Origin of the sequence: Plantactinospora sp. GCM10030261 (assembly GCF_042666615.1) — a bacterium.
GTDB lineage: Bacteria > Actinomycetota > Actinomycetes > Mycobacteriales > Micromonosporaceae > KBS50.
Genome location: NZ_JBHTDD010000002.1, coordinates 174322 through 192509, shown reverse-complemented (window position 1 = coordinate 192509; position 18188 = coordinate 174322). Strand labels below are relative to the sequence as shown.

Annotated in this window: 17 protein-coding genes; 9 read left to right on the top strand and 8 right to left on the bottom strand. The window is 70.7% G+C overall.

What is annotated here, in order from left to right; all coding sequences use genetic code 11:
* The first annotated feature begins 5 nt into the window (after positions 1 to 5).
* The 4 genes from ACFQUZ_RS04380 to ACFQUZ_RS04365 all read left to right on the top strand — a co-directional run bounded on the left by ACFQUZ_RS04380 (position 6) and on the right by ACFQUZ_RS04365 (position 4326).
* On the top strand, positions 6 to 200 hold the full coding sequence (locus ACFQUZ_RS04380; protein WP_377437826.1) for a hypothetical protein: 195 nt from the start codon (positions 6 to 8) through the stop codon (positions 198 to 200).
* Between the two features lie 177 nt (positions 201 to 377).
* Positions 378 to 1013 (top strand): pyridoxamine 5'-phosphate oxidase family protein, encoded by a 636-nt coding sequence (locus ACFQUZ_RS04375; RefSeq protein WP_377437824.1) that lies wholly within the window; start codon positions 378 to 380, stop codon positions 1011 to 1013.
* Between the two features lie 163 nt (positions 1014 to 1176).
* Complete coding sequence (locus tag ACFQUZ_RS04370) at positions 1177 to 2751, top strand: aldehyde dehydrogenase family protein (protein WP_377437821.1); 1575 nt, start codon at positions 1177 to 1179, stop codon at positions 2749 to 2751.
* Between the two features lie 108 nt (positions 2752 to 2859).
* Positions 2860 to 4326 (top strand): RICIN domain-containing protein, encoded by a 1467-nt coding sequence (locus ACFQUZ_RS04365; protein WP_377437818.1) that lies wholly within the window; start codon positions 2860 to 2862, stop codon positions 4324 to 4326.
* Between the two features lies 1 nt (position 4327).
* On the opposite strand, the gene ACFQUZ_RS04360 is transcribed toward ACFQUZ_RS04365, so the two are convergent.
* Together ACFQUZ_RS04360 and ACFQUZ_RS04355 are read right to left on the bottom strand one after the other, a co-directional pair.
* Complete coding sequence (locus tag ACFQUZ_RS04360; protein ID WP_377437816.1) at positions 4328 to 5533, bottom strand: GNAT family N-acetyltransferase; 1206 nt, start codon at positions 5531 to 5533, stop codon at positions 4328 to 4330.
* 142 nt (positions 5534 to 5675) lie between these two features.
* Positions 5676 to 6386: an amino acid-binding protein gene (locus ACFQUZ_RS04355; protein WP_377437814.1), complete on the bottom strand. Its 711-nt coding sequence runs from the start codon at positions 6384 to 6386 to the stop codon at positions 5676 to 5678.
* 163 nt (positions 6387 to 6549) lie between these two features.
* Here ACFQUZ_RS04355 and ACFQUZ_RS04350 point away from each other — a divergent pair, with 163 nt between their 5' ends.
* Positions 6550 to 7605 (top strand): phosphotransferase family protein, encoded by a 1056-nt coding sequence (locus ACFQUZ_RS04350; RefSeq protein WP_377437812.1) that lies wholly within the window; start codon positions 6550 to 6552, stop codon positions 7603 to 7605.
* A complete protein-coding gene (locus tag ACFQUZ_RS04345; RefSeq protein WP_377437810.1) occupies positions 7605 to 8822 on the top strand; it encodes an acyl-CoA dehydrogenase family protein in 1218 nt (405 codons plus the stop codon). Before ACFQUZ_RS04350 ends, ACFQUZ_RS04345 begins: the two co-directional genes overlap by 1 nt.
* A gap of 7 nt (positions 8823 to 8829) precedes the next feature.
* Here ACFQUZ_RS04345 and ACFQUZ_RS04340 read toward each other — a convergent pair whose 3' ends face one another.
* The 6 genes from ACFQUZ_RS04340 to ACFQUZ_RS04315 form a co-directional block, all read right to left on the bottom strand.
* A complete protein-coding gene (locus tag ACFQUZ_RS04340; RefSeq protein ID WP_377437808.1) occupies positions 8830 to 9876 on the bottom strand; it encodes a LacI family DNA-binding transcriptional regulator in 1047 nt (348 codons plus the stop codon).
* Between the two features lie 72 nt (positions 9877 to 9948).
* The gene (locus ACFQUZ_RS04335) at positions 9949 to 11367 is read right to left on the bottom strand and encodes a GH1 family beta-glucosidase (RefSeq protein WP_377437806.1); all 1419 of its coding nucleotides are present in this window, start codon (positions 11365 to 11367) and stop codon (positions 9949 to 9951) included.
* Positions 11364 to 12272, bottom strand: coding sequence for a carbohydrate ABC transporter permease (locus ACFQUZ_RS04330; protein WP_377437803.1), 909 nt, complete (start codon positions 12270 to 12272; stop codon positions 11364 to 11366). Before ACFQUZ_RS04330 ends, ACFQUZ_RS04335 begins: the two co-directional genes overlap by 4 nt.
* 31 nt (positions 12273 to 12303) lie before the next feature.
* Complete coding sequence (locus ACFQUZ_RS04325) at positions 12304 to 13287, bottom strand: carbohydrate ABC transporter permease (RefSeq protein WP_377437800.1); 984 nt, start codon at positions 13285 to 13287, stop codon at positions 12304 to 12306.
* 135 nt (positions 13288 to 13422) lie between these two features.
* Positions 13423 to 14730, bottom strand: coding sequence for an extracellular solute-binding protein (locus ACFQUZ_RS04320; protein ID WP_377437798.1), 1308 nt, complete (start codon positions 14728 to 14730; stop codon positions 13423 to 13425).
* A gap of 227 nt (positions 14731 to 14957) precedes the next feature.
* A complete protein-coding gene (locus tag ACFQUZ_RS04315) occupies positions 14958 to 15503 on the bottom strand; it encodes a plasmid pRiA4b ORF-3 family protein (protein ID WP_377437795.1) in 546 nt (181 codons plus the stop codon).
* Between the two features lie 147 nt (positions 15504 to 15650).
* Here ACFQUZ_RS04315 and ACFQUZ_RS04310 point away from each other — a divergent pair, with 147 nt between their 5' ends.
* The 3 genes from ACFQUZ_RS04310 (at position 15651) to ACFQUZ_RS04300 (ending at position 18185) form a co-directional block, all read left to right on the top strand.
* Positions 15651 to 16421, top strand: a complete 771-nt coding sequence (locus ACFQUZ_RS04310; protein WP_377437793.1) for a pyrimidine reductase family protein — start codon at positions 15651 to 15653, stop codon at positions 16419 to 16421.
* 78 nt (positions 16422 to 16499) lie between these two features.
* On the top strand, positions 16500 to 17342 hold the full coding sequence (locus ACFQUZ_RS04305) for an alpha/beta fold hydrolase (protein ID WP_377437790.1): 843 nt from the start codon (positions 16500 to 16502) through the stop codon (positions 17340 to 17342).
* Positions 17343 to 17354: 12 nt separating this feature from the next.
* Entirely contained in the window at positions 17355 to 18185 is an 831-nt protein-coding gene (locus tag ACFQUZ_RS04300) for a MerR family transcriptional regulator (protein WP_377437787.1), read from the top strand.
* The last annotated feature ends 3 nt before the right edge of the window (positions 18186 to 18188 follow it).

The window sequence follows — 18188 nt, the reverse complement described above, 5'->3', positions numbered from 1 at the left end:
TAGCCGTGACGATCGCTGAGGTGCTCTGGTGTGACCGGTGCGGCGAGCCGGCGGACGGTGTCGATCATGCGGGCTGCCGCGCCGCGCGGGAGTTGGAGCCGCCGCGGTTCTGCGCGCGCTGCCGCCGCCGGATGAAGGTGCAGATCCTGCCGGCCGGCTGGTCGGCGACCTGCGTCGAACACGGCGAGATCCGGAGCTGATCCGTAAGCCACGCGAGACCGATGGCGGAGTAGATCGACTCGATGTCGGCGTAGTAGCTGTGTCCGGACCCCGCCGACCCAGCTACTTCTCCGACATCGAGTTGATCAAGCCGGGATCTCCAGCTCCCGCGGGATCGATATGCTGTCCGCGGCGGACTATCACGGGGGAGGAACGCGATGACCACGGTCGACGCCGGAACGGTGCGCGTCACGTCGCACGAGGAACTGCGGGAGCTGCTCGGCCCGGTGGGCCGCCGGTCGATCACCAAGGTCCGGCCCAGGCTGCACGACGTGGACCGGCAGTGGCTGGCCGCCTCGCCGATGTGCCTGGTCGGGACGGCCGGCTCGGACGGCAGTTGCGACGTCTCCCCCAAGGGCGACCCGGCCGGGTTCACCCTCGTCCTGGACGACACGACGATCGCCATCCCGGAGCGACCGGGCAACCGGCGGGCCGACGGCTTTCACAACATCCTGGACAATCCGCGGGTGGGCCTGATCTTCCTGGTCCCCGGTCGGGACGACACGCTGCGGATCAACGGCCGGGCCGAGTTGGTCCGGGACGCGCCGTTCTTCGACCGGATGGTGGTCAAGGGGCACCGCCCGCGGTTCGCGCTTGTCGTGTCGATCGAGGAGATCTTCTACCACTGCTCCAAGGCGTTCCTGCGCTCGGCGCTGTGGCAGCCGGAGACGTGGGGGTCGGACGAGCTGCCGTCCCGGGCGCGGATCACCAAGGCCGTGCAGCCGGACGAGGACCTGGCCGAGTTGGAGCGGCACTACGGCCCTGCGTACCTCAGGGGCCTGTACGGCGGCTGACCGCTTGACGGTCAGTCCCAGGACCGGCCGATGTGGTCGACACAGCGGCGGGGCGTGTCCTGGCATACGGACGTACGGTTGCCCCGACCAGCCACGATGCGCGAGAGTACGGCCATCCGCGGTGCCATCGACGCCGCCGCTCCCCCGTCCCGAGGAGACCGTGATGGCACTTCGACTCGCCGACGACACCGCCTGGACCGCCGCCCTCAACCGCGCCGTCAACACCGCCGGGGAGGCGTTCGATCCCGCCCCGGACGGATCCACCGTCACCCTGCGTAACCTGGTGCGGGGCGGTTGGCATTCGGGTGGCACGCCGACTCCGGTGCGTACGCCGGTCGACGGCACGGTGCTGGCTCACCTGCCCAGACTCGACGCCGACACCGCGCGGGACGCGGTGCGGGCCGCGACCGTCGAGCACCGTGCCTGGGCGGCGACGCCGCTGGCCGACCGGGTCGCCCGGGTGACGGCCGCCCTGGATGAGCTGACCGTCCACCGCGACCTGCTCGCCCTGCTGTTGGTCTGGGAGATCGGCAAGCCGTGGCGGCTGGCCTGCGCCGACGTCGACCGGGCACTCGACGGGGTGCGGTGGTACGTCGAACAGATCGACCGCATGCTGGCCGACGGCCGGGAACCGCTGCCCGGGCCGGTCAGCAACATCGCGAGCTGGAACTACCCGATGAGCGTCCTCGTACACGCCGAACTGGTGCAGTTGCTCGCCGGCAACGCCGTGATCGCCAAGACGCCGTCGCAGGGCGGCGCCGTGTGCCTCACTGTCGCGCACGCGCTGATGCGCCGGGCCGGGCTGCCGGCCACCCTGCTCTCCGGCAGCGGCGAGGAGTTGTCCGAGGTGCTGGTGCGAGCACCGGAGATCGGTGCCGTGGCGTTCGTCGGCGGGCGGTCCAACGGTGGCAAGGTCGCCGCCGCCCTGCTGGACACCGACAAGCGGCACATGATCGAGCAGGAGGGCCTGAACGCCTGGGGCATCTGGAACTTCTCCGGCTGGGACACGCTTGCCGCGCACCTCAAGAAGGGTTTCGAGTACGGCAAGCAGCGCTGCACCGCGTACCCCCGGTTCGTGGTCCAGCGGGACCTGGTCGACGCGTTCCTGGCGATGTACCTGCCGGTGGTGCAGTCGGTGCGGTTCGGCCACCCGCTCGCGGTGGACCGGCGGTGGTCCGCGGGCGACCCGCTGCCCGAGTTGGACTACGGGCCGCTGATCAGCGCCGCCAAGGCCGACGAGTTGCGCCGCAAGGTGGAGGAGGCGGTCCGCGGCGGCGCGATCCCGCTGTACCGGGGCGACCTGGCCGGTGCGCCGTTCCTCGACGGCCAGGACACCTCGGCGTACGTAGCGCCGTCGGTCCTGCTCGCGCCGCCCGGCCGGTCCCGGCTGATGCACGCCGAGCCGTTCGGCCCGGTGGACACGATCGTCGTGGTGGACACCCACGACGAACTGCTCGCCGCGATGAACGCCTCGAACGGCGCGCTTGTCGCGAGCCTCGCCTGTGACGACGAGGAGGAGGCGGCGAAGCTGGTGGTCGACCTCCAGGCGTTCAAGGTCGGCATCAACAAGCCCCGCTCGCGCGGTGACCGGGACGAGCCGTTCGGCGGCCGGGGTGCCTCCTGGAAGGGGGCGTTCGTCGGCGGTGATCTGCTGGTGCAGGCAGTCACCACCGGTGCCGACGACCGCCGGCTGTACGGCAACTTCCCGGACTGGACGGCACTGCCGCCCAACGTCTGACGGGTCACGGTCGTCCCGCCCGATCGGGGCGGGACGACCGGGCCACGCCGGGCCGGCATGGCGAGTATGCTTCGACGTCCGCTGTCCATCCTGATTGGACGATCTACTGTGCGTCGTCTGCTGGCGGCCGCGCTGGCCGCGTTCCTCGCCCTGGGCGGGCTGTTCGTCACCGAGGTCTCCGGAACCGGGTCCGGTCCCGCGCGGGCGAGCGCCCCGCCGGCCGGCTTCGTGTATCGCGAGGGCCGGAACCTGATGCTCGACGGCTCGCCCTACCGGTTCGTGGGCTTCAACTCGTTCGGCATTACCGGCTGCGCCACCGGCACCCCGTGGCGGCAGGACCAGATGGACGCGTACCTGGCCGGTCTGCCGCCGGCGTCGATGACCCGGACCTGGGCGTTCGCCCATTTCGGGGTGGAGCGCCTCGAACCACTGGTGGCGCGTGCCGAGGCACACGGCCAGAAACTGATCCTCTCGCTGGCCAACGCCGGGGAGGACTGCGGCGAGTCGCTCAAGGACGTCGCCTGGTACCGGGACGGTTACCGGGGGGCGTACCTGTCCTGGGTGCGGACGGTGGTAACCCGGTTCAAGGACTCCCCGGCGATCGGCATGTGGGAGATCATGAACGAGCCCGGTCACCACAGCACCGTGGACAACGCCACCATGAAGGCGTTCCTCGACGGTGCGGCGGCCACCATCAAGGCGGTCGACCCGGTGCATCTGGTGACCACCGGCAGCATGGCCGAGTACACCCCGGGCAGCACGGACTTCGAGTTGATCCACAGCGGTCCGCACATCGACGTCGGAAGCCTGCACGAGTACGACCAGGACCACGGTGACCAGATCATTTCGCGGCACCTGGCGAAGACGCTGACCCCGCTCTACCGCCTCGGAAAGCCGTTAATCATTGGAGAGACCGGGATTCTCGCCGCGGTCGGTTGCTCCACCTCCCTGCAGCAGCGGGCCGACATGCTCCGCCGCGAGTTCGACGGCGACTTCCTGTCGGGCGTGGCCGGCGTCCTCGTCTGGACCTACAGCCCGAACCCCCGGAATGACAGCACCTGCATGTACCAGGTCCGCGCGCCGGACCTCGATCCGACCATCGCGCTGGTCCGCGACTACGCCATGCCGGTGCCGGTGCCGGTGCCGGTGCCCACCGGCAGCCTCCGGCTGGTCGCCCGGCATTCCGGCAAGTGTCTCACCGTGCCCAACTCCTCGACCAGTAACGGCGTGGTGCTGGAGCAACGGGCCTGCGGGACCGCCGCCAACCAGCGGTTCACGTTCCAGCCCAGCGGGGAGGGCTTCCACCGGCTCGTCGCCGCGCACAGCGGCAAGTGCCTGGACGTCAGGTCCGGGAGCTACGCGCTCGACACCCAGGTGCTGCAGTGGGACTGCTGGGGCGGGGCGAACCAGCAGTTCCGGCTCGAACCGACCGACAGTGGCCACTATCGCGTGATCATCAGGCACAGCATCCAGTGCCTGCGGATCGCCGGTGGCGGTACGGCCGAGGGCGCCCAGCTCACCCAGTTCGACTGCAAGACGCCCACCCTGACCAGTCAGCAGTACCGGTTCGGCTGACCTACGGCCGCCTCGTCGGAACGTTCCGTGAATCCAGAGGTGGCGGTGAATCAGGAGTTGCCGGCGATTCAGGTGTCAGCGGCACCGCGACGGTCAGCAGGTCGTCCTCCCGGTCGGTCCGGCCATCCGGGACGACCCGGTGCAGCACGCGTAGCGAGATGTCGTCGTCCGGGACGGCGTGCCCGACAAGCGCCGCGTACCCGGCCCGGCGGGCGTGGGTCACCAGCCGGCGGAGCAGCGCGGTGCCGATCCCCCGGCGTTGCCACGCGTCCTCCACCAGGAGCGCCGCCGCCGCGAGGTCACCCTCGGCGATCAACGAGCCGATGGCGACCAGCCTCGGCCGGTCGGTCGGCGTGGACTCGACGGTGGCCACGAGGGTGAGCCCGGCCGACGGCAGGAGCAGCCGGCTCACCTGCGCCTCGCTCGGCGGGCCCGCGGTCAGGTAGCGCCGGCGCAGGCTGCGGACCGAGCAGCGGCTGTGCATGGCGAGGGCGGCCGGCAGGTCGTCCTCGGTAGCCGGCCGGACGATCACCTCGGTGCCGTCGGGCAACAGCACGGTCACCTGGTCCACGTCCCGCTCGGCCAGCGCCGCCGCGACGTCGATGAGCGCCTGCGCGCGGGCGTATTCGGCCGGGGTGAAGCCGGGCGCCACCCGGGTCACCTCGAACGAACCGCCGGCCGGATCGGCCAACCACATCGACTCACCCGAGAAGCCGCGACGCGGCCGTGGATCGGCCTCGGGAACGGGCACCGGCACGGTCCGGGACACTGGTACGGGCTCCGCGGGCAGCCCGGTGGCCGTCGGCGCCGGATCGGCCGGGACACCGGACGACGCCGGGACACCGGACGGCCGCCAGGTGACGGTGCTCGCGTCGAGCAGGGTGCGCAGTGCCTCGCCCAGCCGGTCCGGGTCGCGGACGAGCCGGCCGGCCAGGCCGAGCGCCCGGGTCGGCGGATCGGCCAGCACCCGCGCCTCCCCGCGGGCGACCCAGCAGTCCCGGCCCCGACCCCGCTCGACCGCCGCCACCAGGTCGTTGCCGGACAACTTCTCGGGCGCGTCGACGAGGAAGTCGTCGACGGCCCCCGCCTCGGTCGTGTGCACCTGCACCGACAGGATGTTCACCGACCGGAGGGCGAGGCTCGCGGTCAGCACGGAAAGGTATCCGGGTCGGTCGTCCACGGTCGCTCGAATTCGCCACAGGGCCATCTCGGCCTCCTTTCCCGCCCGGCCCCCACGCCGGACGGTCCCCGGCGGGTGGTCCGCGGGTTGGAAGATCTTCCGCCCGCCACCCGCCGCCCACACCAAGCGTGCGCCCGCGGCACGCCGTCCGGCAGAGGTTTCGCGATGGTCAGCGCTGGATCGCCGACGACGCCGCACCCACCAGGTCCAGCCGGTCGCCGAGGATGACGGCCGCCGCCCGCACCAACTGGGCGATCCGGTCCAGCTCGGTGACGTGGAACGGCGCCGCCGGCAGCGGACCGGCGCCGTCGCCGCGGGCCACCACCAGGACCAGGCCGGCCCGCCCGAACGGGGCCATCGCGTGGTGCCAGCCGTCCTGGCCGTCGGCCACCCGGGCCCGCAGCGGGGTGACCGGCGGTAGGCCCGGCGCGGGTGGCGCCTGCCAGCTGGCGTACGCGAGGATGGGCTGTCCCCCGTCGCCGGCCGGTCGGCTGGCCCAGTCGGCCGGGACCACCGCCACCGCCGCCCAGTCCGCGGCGAGCAACGCGGGCAGGGCGTCGACCAGGGTCGCGAGCCCGTCCCGCGTGTTCCCGGCCACCTGGGCCAGCAGTTCCGCGTCCGCCCCACCACCGGTCGGCGCGCCCATGGCCCGCCAGGCGCCGAGGACCTGGACGCCCGGGATTGCCGCGAGTCCGGCGAGCAGCCGCTCCACCCGTGTCGTTCCCGGCCAGAACACCGTGAAGTCGTCGGTCGCTCGCCCCGCCAGCCGCTCCAGCACCACGACCTGGACGATGTCGGCGCCCGCCACACCCATCGTCCGGGCGACCTGGCCCAGGGTCCCCGGTCGGTCGGGCAGGCTCACCCGGATTCGCAGCACCATCCCCACCCCCTCGGGCGGCCGGGCAGGCGCCGGCCACCGGCATCCAGCCTGGCCGGACGGGGTTTCGAAGCTGTTGCCGCGCCATGTCCCGGCCGCAACGTCTGGACCGGCCGCTCGCCGTCGACGGGTTGACACGCCGGCCCTGGTGCCATCAACTGTTCGGATGACTGATCTACCAGCCGGTAACTCCCCCGCCGGACTGGATCTTCATCGGCTCGCCGACCACCTGACCCGATATCGCCCCGACCTGCTCGACGGTCCGCCACAGGCAACGCTCATCACCGGCGGCAAATCCAACCTCACCTATCTGGTCCGCTCCGGTGAACGGGAGTACGTGCTGCGCCGGCCGCCGCTGGGGCATGTACTCGCCACCGCGCACGACATGGGGCGGGAGTTTCGGGTGATCTCCGCGCTCGCCACCACGGCCGTGCCGGTGCCGGCCGCGCTGCTGCACTGCGCCGACCCGGACGTGCTCGGAGCGCCGTTCTATCTGATGGAACGGGTGACGGGCACGGTATTCCGCAGCCGGCGGCAGACCCACCCGCTCTCGGCCGACCAGCGGCACGCGATGGCGATGGCGATGATGGACACCCTGGCGGAGCTGCACCGGGTGGAGCCCGCGGCGGTGGGGCTCGCGGACTTCGGCCGCCCGGAGGGTTTCCTCGGCCGCCAGGTCCGGCGCTGGGGCGGGCAGCTCGACCGGTCCCGGAGCCGGGACCTGCCGGGCGTGGACGAGCTTCGGGAACGGCTGGCCGCCACGGTGCCGGCGACACCGTCCGGCGGCCGGATCGTGCACGGTGACTTCCGGCTGGACAACCTGATCGTCGAGGCCGACCCGGTGGCCGTCCGGGCGGTGCTGGACTGGGAGATGGCCACCCTCGGTGATCCGCTGACCGACTTGGGGCTGCTCCTGACGTACTGGGAGGTGCTCGGCGACGGCGACGCCGCCGCCGGCAACGCGGTCGCGGACGGGCTGGGGCCGCGGGCCGGTTTCCCGCCGGGACCGAAACTGATCGAACGGTACGCGACCCGGTCCGGCCTGGACGTCGGACCGCTGGGCTGGCACGTGGCGCTGGGCTGCTTCAAGCTCGCCGTCATCTGCGAGGGCATCCATTACCGGCACACGCTCGGGCAGACCGTGGGCGACGGGTTCGACCGCATCGGCGACCTCGTGACCCCGCTGGTCGACCACGGGCTCACCCGACTGCGGGAGGACTAGTGGACTTCGGATTCGATCCGCGCACCGCCGAACTGCACGAGGCGGTGCACGACTTCCTGGTCGAGCGGATCCTGCCGGCCGAGCCGACGCACGCCGAACAGGTGACGACCGGCCCCGCCTGGTCTCGGCCGTCGATCATGGCCGAGCTGCAGGCGGAGGCGCGTGAGCGCGACCTGTGGAACCTGTTCCTGCCGGATCCGCGGTACGGCGCGGGCCTGACCAACCTCCAGTACGCCCCGCTGGCGGAGCTGACCGGCCGCAGCCCACACCTGGCCCCGGAGGCACTGAACTGCGCCGCCCCGGACACCGGCAACATGGAGCTGCTGGCCGAGTTCGGCTCGCCGAAGCAGCGGGAACGCTGGCTGACCCCGCTGCTGGCCGCGGAGATCCGGTCCGCGTTCTGCATGACCGAGCCGGAGGTGGCCTCCTCGGACGCCACAAACATCGCCACCCGGATCCGCCGGGACGGTGACGCGTACGTCGTCGACGGGCGCAAGTGGTGGTCGTCGGGGGCGATGGATCCGCGTTGCGAGATCTTCATCGTGATGGGCAAGACCGATCCGGACGCGCCCCGGCACCGGCAGCAGAGCATGCTGCTGGTGCCCCGGGACACCCCCGGCGTCACGGTGCACCGAGGGCTTACCGTCTTCGGCTATTCGGACGGGTCGCACGGCGGGCACGCCGAGGTCAGTTTCGACGGGGTACGCGTACCGGCGGAAAACCTGATCGGCGGCGAGGGTGATGGCTTCGCGATCGCCCAGGCCCGACTGGGTCCGGGGCGGATCCACCACTGCATGCGCCTGATCGGGATGGCCGAACGCGCGCTGGAACTGCTCTGCCGGCGGGTGCACGAACGGGTGGCGTTCGGCCGGCCGCTGGCCGAGCAGGGTGTGGTGCGGGAGTGGATCGCCGAGTCGCGGGTGCGCATCGAACAGGCCCGGTTGCTGGTGCTCAAGACGGCCTGGTTGATGGACACGGTGGGCAACAAGGGCGCGCACACCGAGATCCAGGCCATCAAGATCGCCACACCGGCCATGGCCGAGTGGGTGATCGACAAGGCGATCCAGGCGTACGGCGGGGCCGGTGTCAGCCAGGACACGCCGCTGGCCGCGCTCTGGGCGGGGGCCCGGACGCTCCGGTTGGCGGATGGCCCGGACGAGGTGCACCGCGCCTCGCTGGCCCGTCGGGAGCTGCGCCGCTGGGCGCCCTCGGAGTAGGGAGCGCTCAGGCGGAGGCGCGTGGCACCATCCGGGTCGGCAGCAGGAGTTGCGGGTGGCTCGGCTCGTCCCGGCGGATCCGGGACACCAGCAGCCGGACCATTTCCCGCCCCATCTCCTCGATCGGCTGGAAGACGGTGGTCAACGGCGGCTCGGCCTGGCCGGCGACTGGCGTGTCGTCGAAGCCCACCACGGCAACGTCGTCCGGCACCCGGCGACCGACCTCGCGCAACACCCGGAGCGCGCCGATCGCCATGAGGTCCGAGGCGACGAAGACCGCGTCCAGGTCCGGGGCCGAGGACAGCAGCCGGCGCATCGCGGCCGCGCCGCTGTCCTGGCTGAAGTCGCCGTACGCCACCAGATCGTCGGTCGGCTGCCGCCCGGCGGCCCGGACCGCGTCCAGGTAGCCGGTCAGCCGGGTCACCCCTACCCCCATGTCCTGCGGGCCGGCGATGGTGGCCACCCGACGGCGCCCCCGCTGGAACAGGTACTCCACTCCCTGCCGGGCCCCGCCCGCGTTGTCCACGTCGACGAAGTACGGCGGCTGGGCACCGGGACGCAGCATCCCCGCCGGCAGGCCGCCGAGCACGGTGGGCAGGCCGCGCCGCTCCAGCAGGCCCGGCAGCGGATCGTCGTCGTGCAGCGACAGCAGCAGTACGCCGTCGACGTGCTGGCTGGTCAGGTGGTGCTCCACCCGCTCCCGCTCGGCGGGCGACTGGGCCATCGCCAGCCACAACTGCATCGGCGTCGCCAGCAGCGCCGAGCTGATCCCGCGCACGATGGCCGCGAAGAACGGCTCGCCGAAGACGCGCTCCCCCGACTCGGAGACCACCAGGGCCACCGAGTCGGTGCGCTGGGTGACCAGCGCGCGAGCCGCCCGGTTGGGCACGTAACCCAGCTCCTCGATCGCCTGCTGGACGGCGGCCCGCGCCTCCGGGCTCACTTGTGGCGAGCCGTTCACCACCCGGGAAACGGTGCCCCGGCCCACCCCGGCTCGCGCGGCAACGGCGTCCAGGGTGGGTCGACCGAGTGAACGGGTGCGCTGGGTCGTCATGATCTGCTCCTCCGACGCCGGGTGGACCGGCGCCGGGCCCCCGAGGGCCCGCCCCCGGATGGCTGCCTTCCCCTATTGTGCGGCCAGGCCGTGACGACGGATCACCTCGGCGTACCACTTCGCGCTCGACTTCGGGATCCGCACCTGGCTGTCGTAGTCCACGTGGACCAGGCCGAACCGCTTCGTGTAGCCCCAGGCCCACTCGAAGTTGTCCAGCAGTGACCAGGCGAAGTAGCCCCGCAGCGGCACCCCGGCCTCGATCGCCTCGTGGCAGGCGCGCAGGTGCTCGTCGATGTAGGCAAGTCGCTCCGGATCGTGCACCTCCCCGTCCACCACCCGGTCGGCGAACGCCGCCCCGTTCTCGGTGACGTAGAGGGGCAGGTCGGTGTACTCCCGGTTGACCCGCACCAGGGTCTCCAGCAGCCCCGCCGAGTCGATCTCCCAATCCATGTCGGTGACCGGCACGCCACGGCTGACGAACGGCACCTGCTCGCTACCCGGCCAGGACGACGGGACCCGCCAGTACGGCTCGCGGTTGCCCTCGGGCGCCGGCGCCGCGACGACGTACCGGCTGTAGTAGTTGATGCCGAGGAACGTCATCGGGGTGGCGATGACCGCCAGGTCGCCGTCCCGGACGTGGGCGAAGTCGGTCACCTCGCGCAGGTCGTCGACCACGTCCGTCGGGTAGGACCCGCGCAACATCGGGTCGAGGAAGAACCGGTTCGCCAGGCCGTCGATCCGGCGGGCCGCGTCGGCGTCCCCGGGCGAGTCGGTCTGCGGGGAGACCGCGTACAGGTTCACCGTCGCACCGACCTCGTGCTCCGGTGCCGAGGCACGCAGCGCCCGGGTGGCCAGCCCGTGGCCGAGCATCAGGTGGTGCCCGGCCCGGACGGCGGCCACCGACTCCTGCCGGCCGGGCGCATGCACGCCCGAGCCGTAGCCGAGGAACGCCGAGCACCACGGCTCGTTAAGCGTCGTCCAATGGCTCACCCGGTCGCCGAGCGCGTCGTGGGTCAGCATGGCGTAGTCGGCGAACCGGGCCGCCGTGTCCCGTTCCGGCCAGCCACCGGCGTCCTCCAGCGGCTGCGGCAGGTCCCAGTGATACAGCGTCAGCCACGGCTCGATGCCGTGGGCCCGCAGGTCGTCCACGAGGCGGCGGTAGAAGTCCAGACCGGCCTGGTTGGCGGGGCCGGAGCCGGCCGGTTGGACCCGGGGCCAGGACACCGAGAACCGGTAGGCCGTGATCCCGAGGTCCGCCATCAGTTTCACGTCGTCGCGGAACCGGTGGTAGTGGTCGCACGCGACGTCACCGGTGTGTCCCTCGATCACCCGCCCGGGGGTGCGGCAGAAGGTGTCCCAGATCGACGGTCCCCTGCCGTCCTCGGTGGCGGCGCCCTCGATCTGGTACGCGGCCGTCGCCACGCCCCACCGGAAGCCGCCCGGGAAGCGGATCATCTGCTGATCGAGCTGGGTGGCTGGCGATTCGATCATGATTTGACGGCACCTTCCATGATGCCGCCGATGATCTGGCGGCCGAAGATCAGGAACACGACGAGCAACGGCACCGTCGCCAGCGTGGTGCCGGCGAACAGGGCAACGTAGTCGGTGGAGTAGTACCCGGAGGCGAGCACCTTGAGCGAGTACTGCACGGTCGGGGTGTTGGGGTCAAGGACGACGAACGGCCAGAGGAACTCGTTCCAGGTCTGCATGAAGGTCAGCAGGCCCAGGACGGCCGCGGCCGGTCGCAGCGCGGGCAGCACCACGTTCCAGTAAATCCGCCAGGTCGAGCAGCCGTCCAACCGAGCCGCCTCGATCAACTCACCGCTGACCGCCCCGGCCGCGTACTGCCGCATCATGAACACGCCGAAACCCTGCACCAGGAACGGCACGATCACCGCCTGCAGCGTGCCCCGCCAGCCGAGCTCCACCATCAGCAGGTAGAGCGGGATGATCCCGAGCTGGGTGGGCACCATCATGGTGAGGATGATCACCAGCAGCAGCGCGTTCTGCCCCCGGAAGCGCAGCTTGGCGAAGGCGAACCCGGCCAGGCTGGAGAAGAACACCACGGAGACGGTGACCACGCTGGACACCACCACCGAGTTGATCAACCCGTACAGGAAAGCCGCGTCCTCGTTCGCCAGCACCCGTTGCACGTTGTCGCCGAACAACCCGCCGGGCAGCGGCGGCATCTCGTAGATCGCGCTGTTGTCCCGGGACGCGACGATGAACGCCCAGATGATCGGGAAGATCGACAGCACGCCACCGAGGATCAACGCGAGGTAGGTCAGCGGGCTGGCGTCCCACAACCGGCCGCCGGGCCGAGCGCGGCGGCGCCGCGATCCGACCGGGCCGGGAGCCGCGACGCTCACCGGCGACGGCGTGACGACAGTACTCATGACGCTTCCTCGCTTCGCTCGCTCCGCTCGCTCATGACGGCCCCTCCCCGCGGACCGAGCGGCGCACCGCCGCGAAGTTCACAAGCGCGAACACGATGATCAGGAGGAACAGCAGCCAGGACATCGCGGCGCCCGTCCCATAGTCGAAGTTGCCGGTGAAGGTGACCTCGTAGATGTACATGGCCAGCGTCTGGAACTGGTTGTCGACGCCACCGCGAGGCATCCCGTACCCGAACATCAGCGGTTCGGTGAACAGTTGCAGCCCGCCGATGGTGGAGATGATGATCGTGAAGAGGATGGTGGGCCGGATCAACGGCACGGTGATCGTCCAGAACTGCCGCCATGGCGAGGCGCCATCCAGCGAGGCCGACTCGTACAGGTGCTTCGGGATGGCCTGCATCGCCCCGAGATAGATCAGTGCGTTGTAGCCGGTCCACCGCCAGTCGACCATCGTGGCGATCGCGATCCAGGCGGCGAACCGGTTGTCCCGCCAGGCGATCGGATCCAGCCCGACGGCGCCGAGCAGCCAGTTGGCGAGGCCGTACCGGTCGGCGAAGATCAGACCGAAGATGATGCCGACGGCCGCGACCGAGGCGACGTTGGGGATAACCACGCCCATCCGCAGCGCGGTGCGGGCCCGCATCCGGCGGTTGAGCAGATTGGCGATCATCAGGGCGACGATGAGCTGCGGCACCGTGCTGATCACGAACATGCCGACGGTGTTGTAGGCCGCGTTCCAGAACTGGGCGTCGCCCAGGATGACTCGGTAGTTCTCCAGACCGATGAACGTCTTGCTGTCACTGAGCAGGTCGTAGTCGAAGAGCGAGACGTAGACCGTGTAGAGAATCGGGAAGAACCCGAACGCGGCGAAGAGCACGAAGAACGGAGTGATGTAGAGGTAGGGCGAGTACCTCATGTCCCAGCGGCCCAGCCGGTACGCGCGCTCGCGATGCGCCGGGCTGCTCCGGGGGGTTGGCGGCCGCGGCGGTGCCGAGGGGCCGGCGACAGTGGTCATGGCGGGTCCTTCCGCAGGTCAGGGGCGTGGTGCGGGCGATGGCCCGGGCGCCGCCCGCCCCCGTGACCGGACGGCGCCCCCACCCACGGGCGACGCCGTCCGGTCGGGCAGAGCCCGCCCGGGCCGAACGCCGGATCAGCCCGCTGCCTTCTTCGCCTCGTCGACCGCCTTCTTCCAGGCCGCGTCCGAGGTCGCCTGCCCACGCTCGGCCGCCTGCATCTGCGGCTCGAAGATCGTCTCCCAGATCTGCTGGTGCTTGGCCCCGAGGTAGGTCGGCTTCAGGTTCTTCACGCTGTCGGCGAAGATCTTCCCGACCGGCGCGTTGCTGAAGTACTCGCTCTTCTTCTCGGCGAACGCCGGGTCGGCCAGGCCGGCCAGGTCCGACGGCATGGCGCCGGCCTCCTTGAACGCCGCGAGGTGGCCCTCCTTGCTGGTCAGGTACGTGGCCAGCTTGTACGCCTCATCCTGGTGCTTGCTCTGCGCCGGGATGGCCAGGTAGGAGCCGCCCCAGTTGCCGCCGCCGCCGGGGATCGTCGCGATGTCCCACTTACCGGCGTTCGCCGGCCCGGACTTCTGGGCGATGACGCCCTCGGTCATCCAGGACGGGCAGGGCACCGTGGCGAAGGCGTTGTTGGTGAAGGCCGCGTTCCAGTCGTCGCTCCACCGCACGCTCTTGGCGGTGAGCCCGTCGGCCGCCATCTGCAGACCCATGTCCCAGGTCTTCTTGATGATCGGGTTGGTGTCGCCGATGAACTTGTTGTCCTTGTCGAAGAAGAACAACTCCGAGTTCTGCATGACGTACGGCTGCATGAGGCTGGTCCCGCTGTCCAACCAGGCCGCCTTCACCCCGCTGGCCTTGAACTTCTTGCCAGTCTCGATGTACGCCTCCCAGGTGGAGATCAGCTTGCTGACCTCTTCCCGGTCGGTCGGCAGCCCGGCCTGCTTGAACAGGTCGGAGCGGTAGCACATCGCGAGCCCACCCACGTCGGTGCCGAGACCGATCAGCTTGCTGCCGTCGGAGGTCAGCGCGTTGTTCCACTTCCACTCGGGGAAGGTGCTCTTCAGGTCACCGGCGCCCTTGTCGAGCAGGTTCACGAACTTGTCGTGGTTCTGCACGTACTGGAGCAGGACGCCCTCCTCCAGCCCGACGACGTCGCCCGCGCCGTTGCCGGCCGCCAGCCACTGCACGAGCTTGGGCTGGAAGTCCCGCAACTCGCCCATCCGCTGGTGGTCGACCTTGATGCCCGGGTTGGCCGCCTCGAAGTCCTTGATGGCCTGGTCGTAGCCGAAGTTCTGGAAGGTCTGCAGGACCAGGGTGACCTGGCCGCCCGACTCGCCGGAACCGCCGTCGGAGTTCTTGCTGCACGCAGTGCTGCCGAGGGCGAGACCCGCGGCCAACGCAGCCACCGCGACGGTACGCAGTCGGCGCGTGGAAACGCTCATCCTTGACCCCTCTCAGGTCGTGGTTCGGTTGCGCTGAGGTGGTGTGGATTGCTGGGGTGAGGCACGCTCGTTCCTGGCCAAAGTGATCGAGACCACAGCCGGGAGCGCTCCCATGAGCGTGGCGGACCGGATCGACGCTGTCAACGGCCATTTGGGAGCGTTCCCATTTCGTTACGGCCGGCGACATACCAAATCGTCACCAATTGGGTACCCGAGTTCGGGTCGGTTCAGGACAGCCGGCGTACCAGGGTCGTCGCCCGGAGCGCGTCGAAGGCCGCCGGATCGAAGACCCGGCCCACCCAGCCGCGCATCATCTCGTGCTCCGGATGAGCCGGATCGGCGAGCGCGGCAAGGAACTGGCGATAGCCGTACGGTCCGCCGACGTCCTCCGGCGGGCACGCGCCGGCACCGTCGACACAGAGCGGGTAGCGCCGGTCGCCGTCGGCCGTGAGCACGTCCTCCACCGCGATGTCGTGCTCCCACCAGTCACCGAAGTCGTAGGTGTAGCGGAACCGCCCGCCCTTGCGAGCCACGCTGTCCAGCCGGACGTCCAGCTCGTCCCGCACCGCCAGCTCGCCGGTCGGGTCCGGCGGCCCGTAGGTGGCTCCGTCGATGTCGAACGAGTGCAGGTGACAGTCCTGCCACCCGAACGCGTGCTGCACCACGCGATGCAACCGGTCCAGCGTGTAACCACCGGGGACCAGCACCCGGCGCCACACCGACGGTGTCACGTCGGTCAGGGAGATTTTGAGCTGAACGATCTGACGCGGCATGCTCCCCCACCCTCTGACATAGGCTGCCGGCATGATCTGCCGCGCGTGCCGGGAGAGACGGCACGACGACTGCCGGGGGCACAACTGGTGCGACTGCCAGCACCGTACCCCCGCGCCCACCCCTCCCGTCACGGGTCCGGCCAGTGAATGACAGGTGATTCGGGGATCCGCCGCCTCTGGCCGGATCCGGACGGCGCGACGCTGGACGAGACCGGCGTGATCGACAGCTACGCCCGGCCAATCGTTGCGACCCTGCGGGTCAACTTCGTCAGCAGCCTGGACGGCGCGGTCGAGGTCGAGGGCCACTCGGCAGGTCTCTCCTCGCCCGCAGACAAGCGCGTCTTCGGCATCCTGCGGATGCTCTGCGACGCCCTCCTGGTGGGCGCCGGCACGCTGCGCACCGAGGGTTACCGGGCGGTTCGGCTCGACCCGGCCCGCCGGGCCTGGCGGCGGGCACACGGCCTCGTGGAGTGCCCCACCCTGGTCGTGGTGTCGAACTCGCTGCGCCTCGACCCGGCCGCCCCGGCGTTCGCCGACGCACCGGTACGTCCGGTGGTGCTCACCCACGCGGACGCCGAGCCACCAGCCGGGCTGACCGAGGTCGCCGACGTGATCCGGCACGGTGGCGGCACGGTGGACCTCGCCGCCGGGCTGGCCGAGCTGCGCCGACGCGGGCACCACCAGGTGCTGAGCGAGGGCGGGCCCGTGCTCTTCGGCGCGCTTACCGCCGCCGACCTGGTCGACGAGCTGTGCCTGACGCTCAGCCCGCTGCTCGCCGGTCCCGGCGCCGGCCGGATCACCGCCGGCCCGCCGCGCGGGGACGGCCCCCCGGTACCACGCGGGATGGCCCTGACCGGCGTGCTCACCACCGACGACGGCGCGCTCCTGCTCCGGTACGTGCGACAGCGGGGGCGGTAACCGTGGAGAACCTGTCCGCCGTGCTCGTGCCGCGCGACGGTTGACCCTGACGCAGGGTCAATGTTCGAGCATGGCCGCATGACCACAGGAACCAGGGCTGACGGGCCGGTACGGTATCTCACCATCCACCACGACGGCGTCACCATCCCGGTGTCCCGTGCCGGTCGGGGGCGACCGATGGTGCTGTGCCCCGGTTTGAACTCGACGCAGGCCGACCTGCGCGAGCTGACCGAGCTGTTGCGGCAGGACCACGACGTGGTGACCTTCGACCTGCGGGGTCACGGCGTCGCCTCGGCCGCCGACCGGTACTCCTTCGACGCGTTTCTCGGCGATCTCAGGGCGGTGATGGCGCGGTTGGACAGGCTCGATCTGTTCGCGCCGCCCGTGCTGGTGGGTTACTCGCTGGGCGCGGACCTGGCCGTCCACTATGCCTCCGAGCATCCGGACCTTGCCACGGAGCTTGTACTGATCGACGGCGCCAACCCGATACCCGAACCGTTCATCACCGAGGCCGACCAGCCGACGTACCTTCGGGTGTGGGAGGAACTGGCGATGCGACAGAGAACCGTCCAGGGCACCGATCGTCAGGTGCTGCTCACCGGCCGGGAGATCCTGAACATCAACATCGAGATCGACGCCGTCCGGTCCGGAATTCTGGACCGGTTCCGGAGGATCGGCCGACCCACCAGCATGATCATGTCAACCTCGATGGCTGGCGACAGCGGTGGAGGGCAGGCGGAGCGCATCAACCGGAACTGGCAGGCCGGTTTCGAGCGGCTCGTCCGGGAACAGCCACACGTCGCTACCTACCGGGTGGACGGCGACCATCGGCTGCCCTTCACCCACGCTCCGGAGATCGCCCAGATCATCCGGCGGGCCCTGAGCACCGCTGACCCGGCTGGCTCCCGGCGGACACCTTAGGAGCCGCGGGAGATGCTGACCATCAGCGAGCTGGCGTCGCACGCCGGGGTGACAGTGCGTACCGTGCGGCACTACCACGCCAAGGGGCTGCTGCCGGAGCCGGAGCGGGACCGGTCCGGATACCGGCGGTACGGCGCCGACGATGTGGTGGAGCTGATCAAGGTCCGGACGCTCGCCGAGGCCGGGGTTCCGCTCTCCCGGGTGCGGGAGCTGTTGCGGTCCCGCGAGGAGGAGTTCACCGCGGCGGTGGCGGACATCGACAAACGGCTGAGAGCCGAGATCCGGCGGCGGCAACGGCACCGCGAACGGATCGCCCGCCTCGCCTCCGGCGACAACCTGGTGCTGCCCCCGCAGGTGGTCGAGTATCTCGACCACCTGCGGGCACTCGGCGTCGACGAGCGGATCGTGCGGGTCGAGCGCGACGGCTGGATAGTGCTGAGCGCCCGCTCGCCCGAGCGCGTCCCGGAGTGGATGGCGCGCAAGCGCGAGCAGCTCACCGACCCGCGTTTCGCCGACTTCTATCTCGTGCTGAGCCAGGTTCTCGACCGAACCGCCGACGACCCGCGACTGGTGGAACTCGCCGACAAACTGGCCGCATACATCACCGAACTGGCCGACGAACAGGGTGAGGACTACATCGACGACACCGGCGTCGAGCCGCCGCTGGTCAGGCTCATGGACACCTGGACGTTCGACACCGTGCCGCAGGCCGGTCGGCTGATCGACCTGCTGACCCAACGGGGCTGGACCGGCTGGACCAAACTCCGGCGCGTGGACCGGTCCAGCCCCGCGGTCGATCATCAGTGCGGCGACGGTCCGGGCGACCGGGTTCGGCCGTGGTGACCG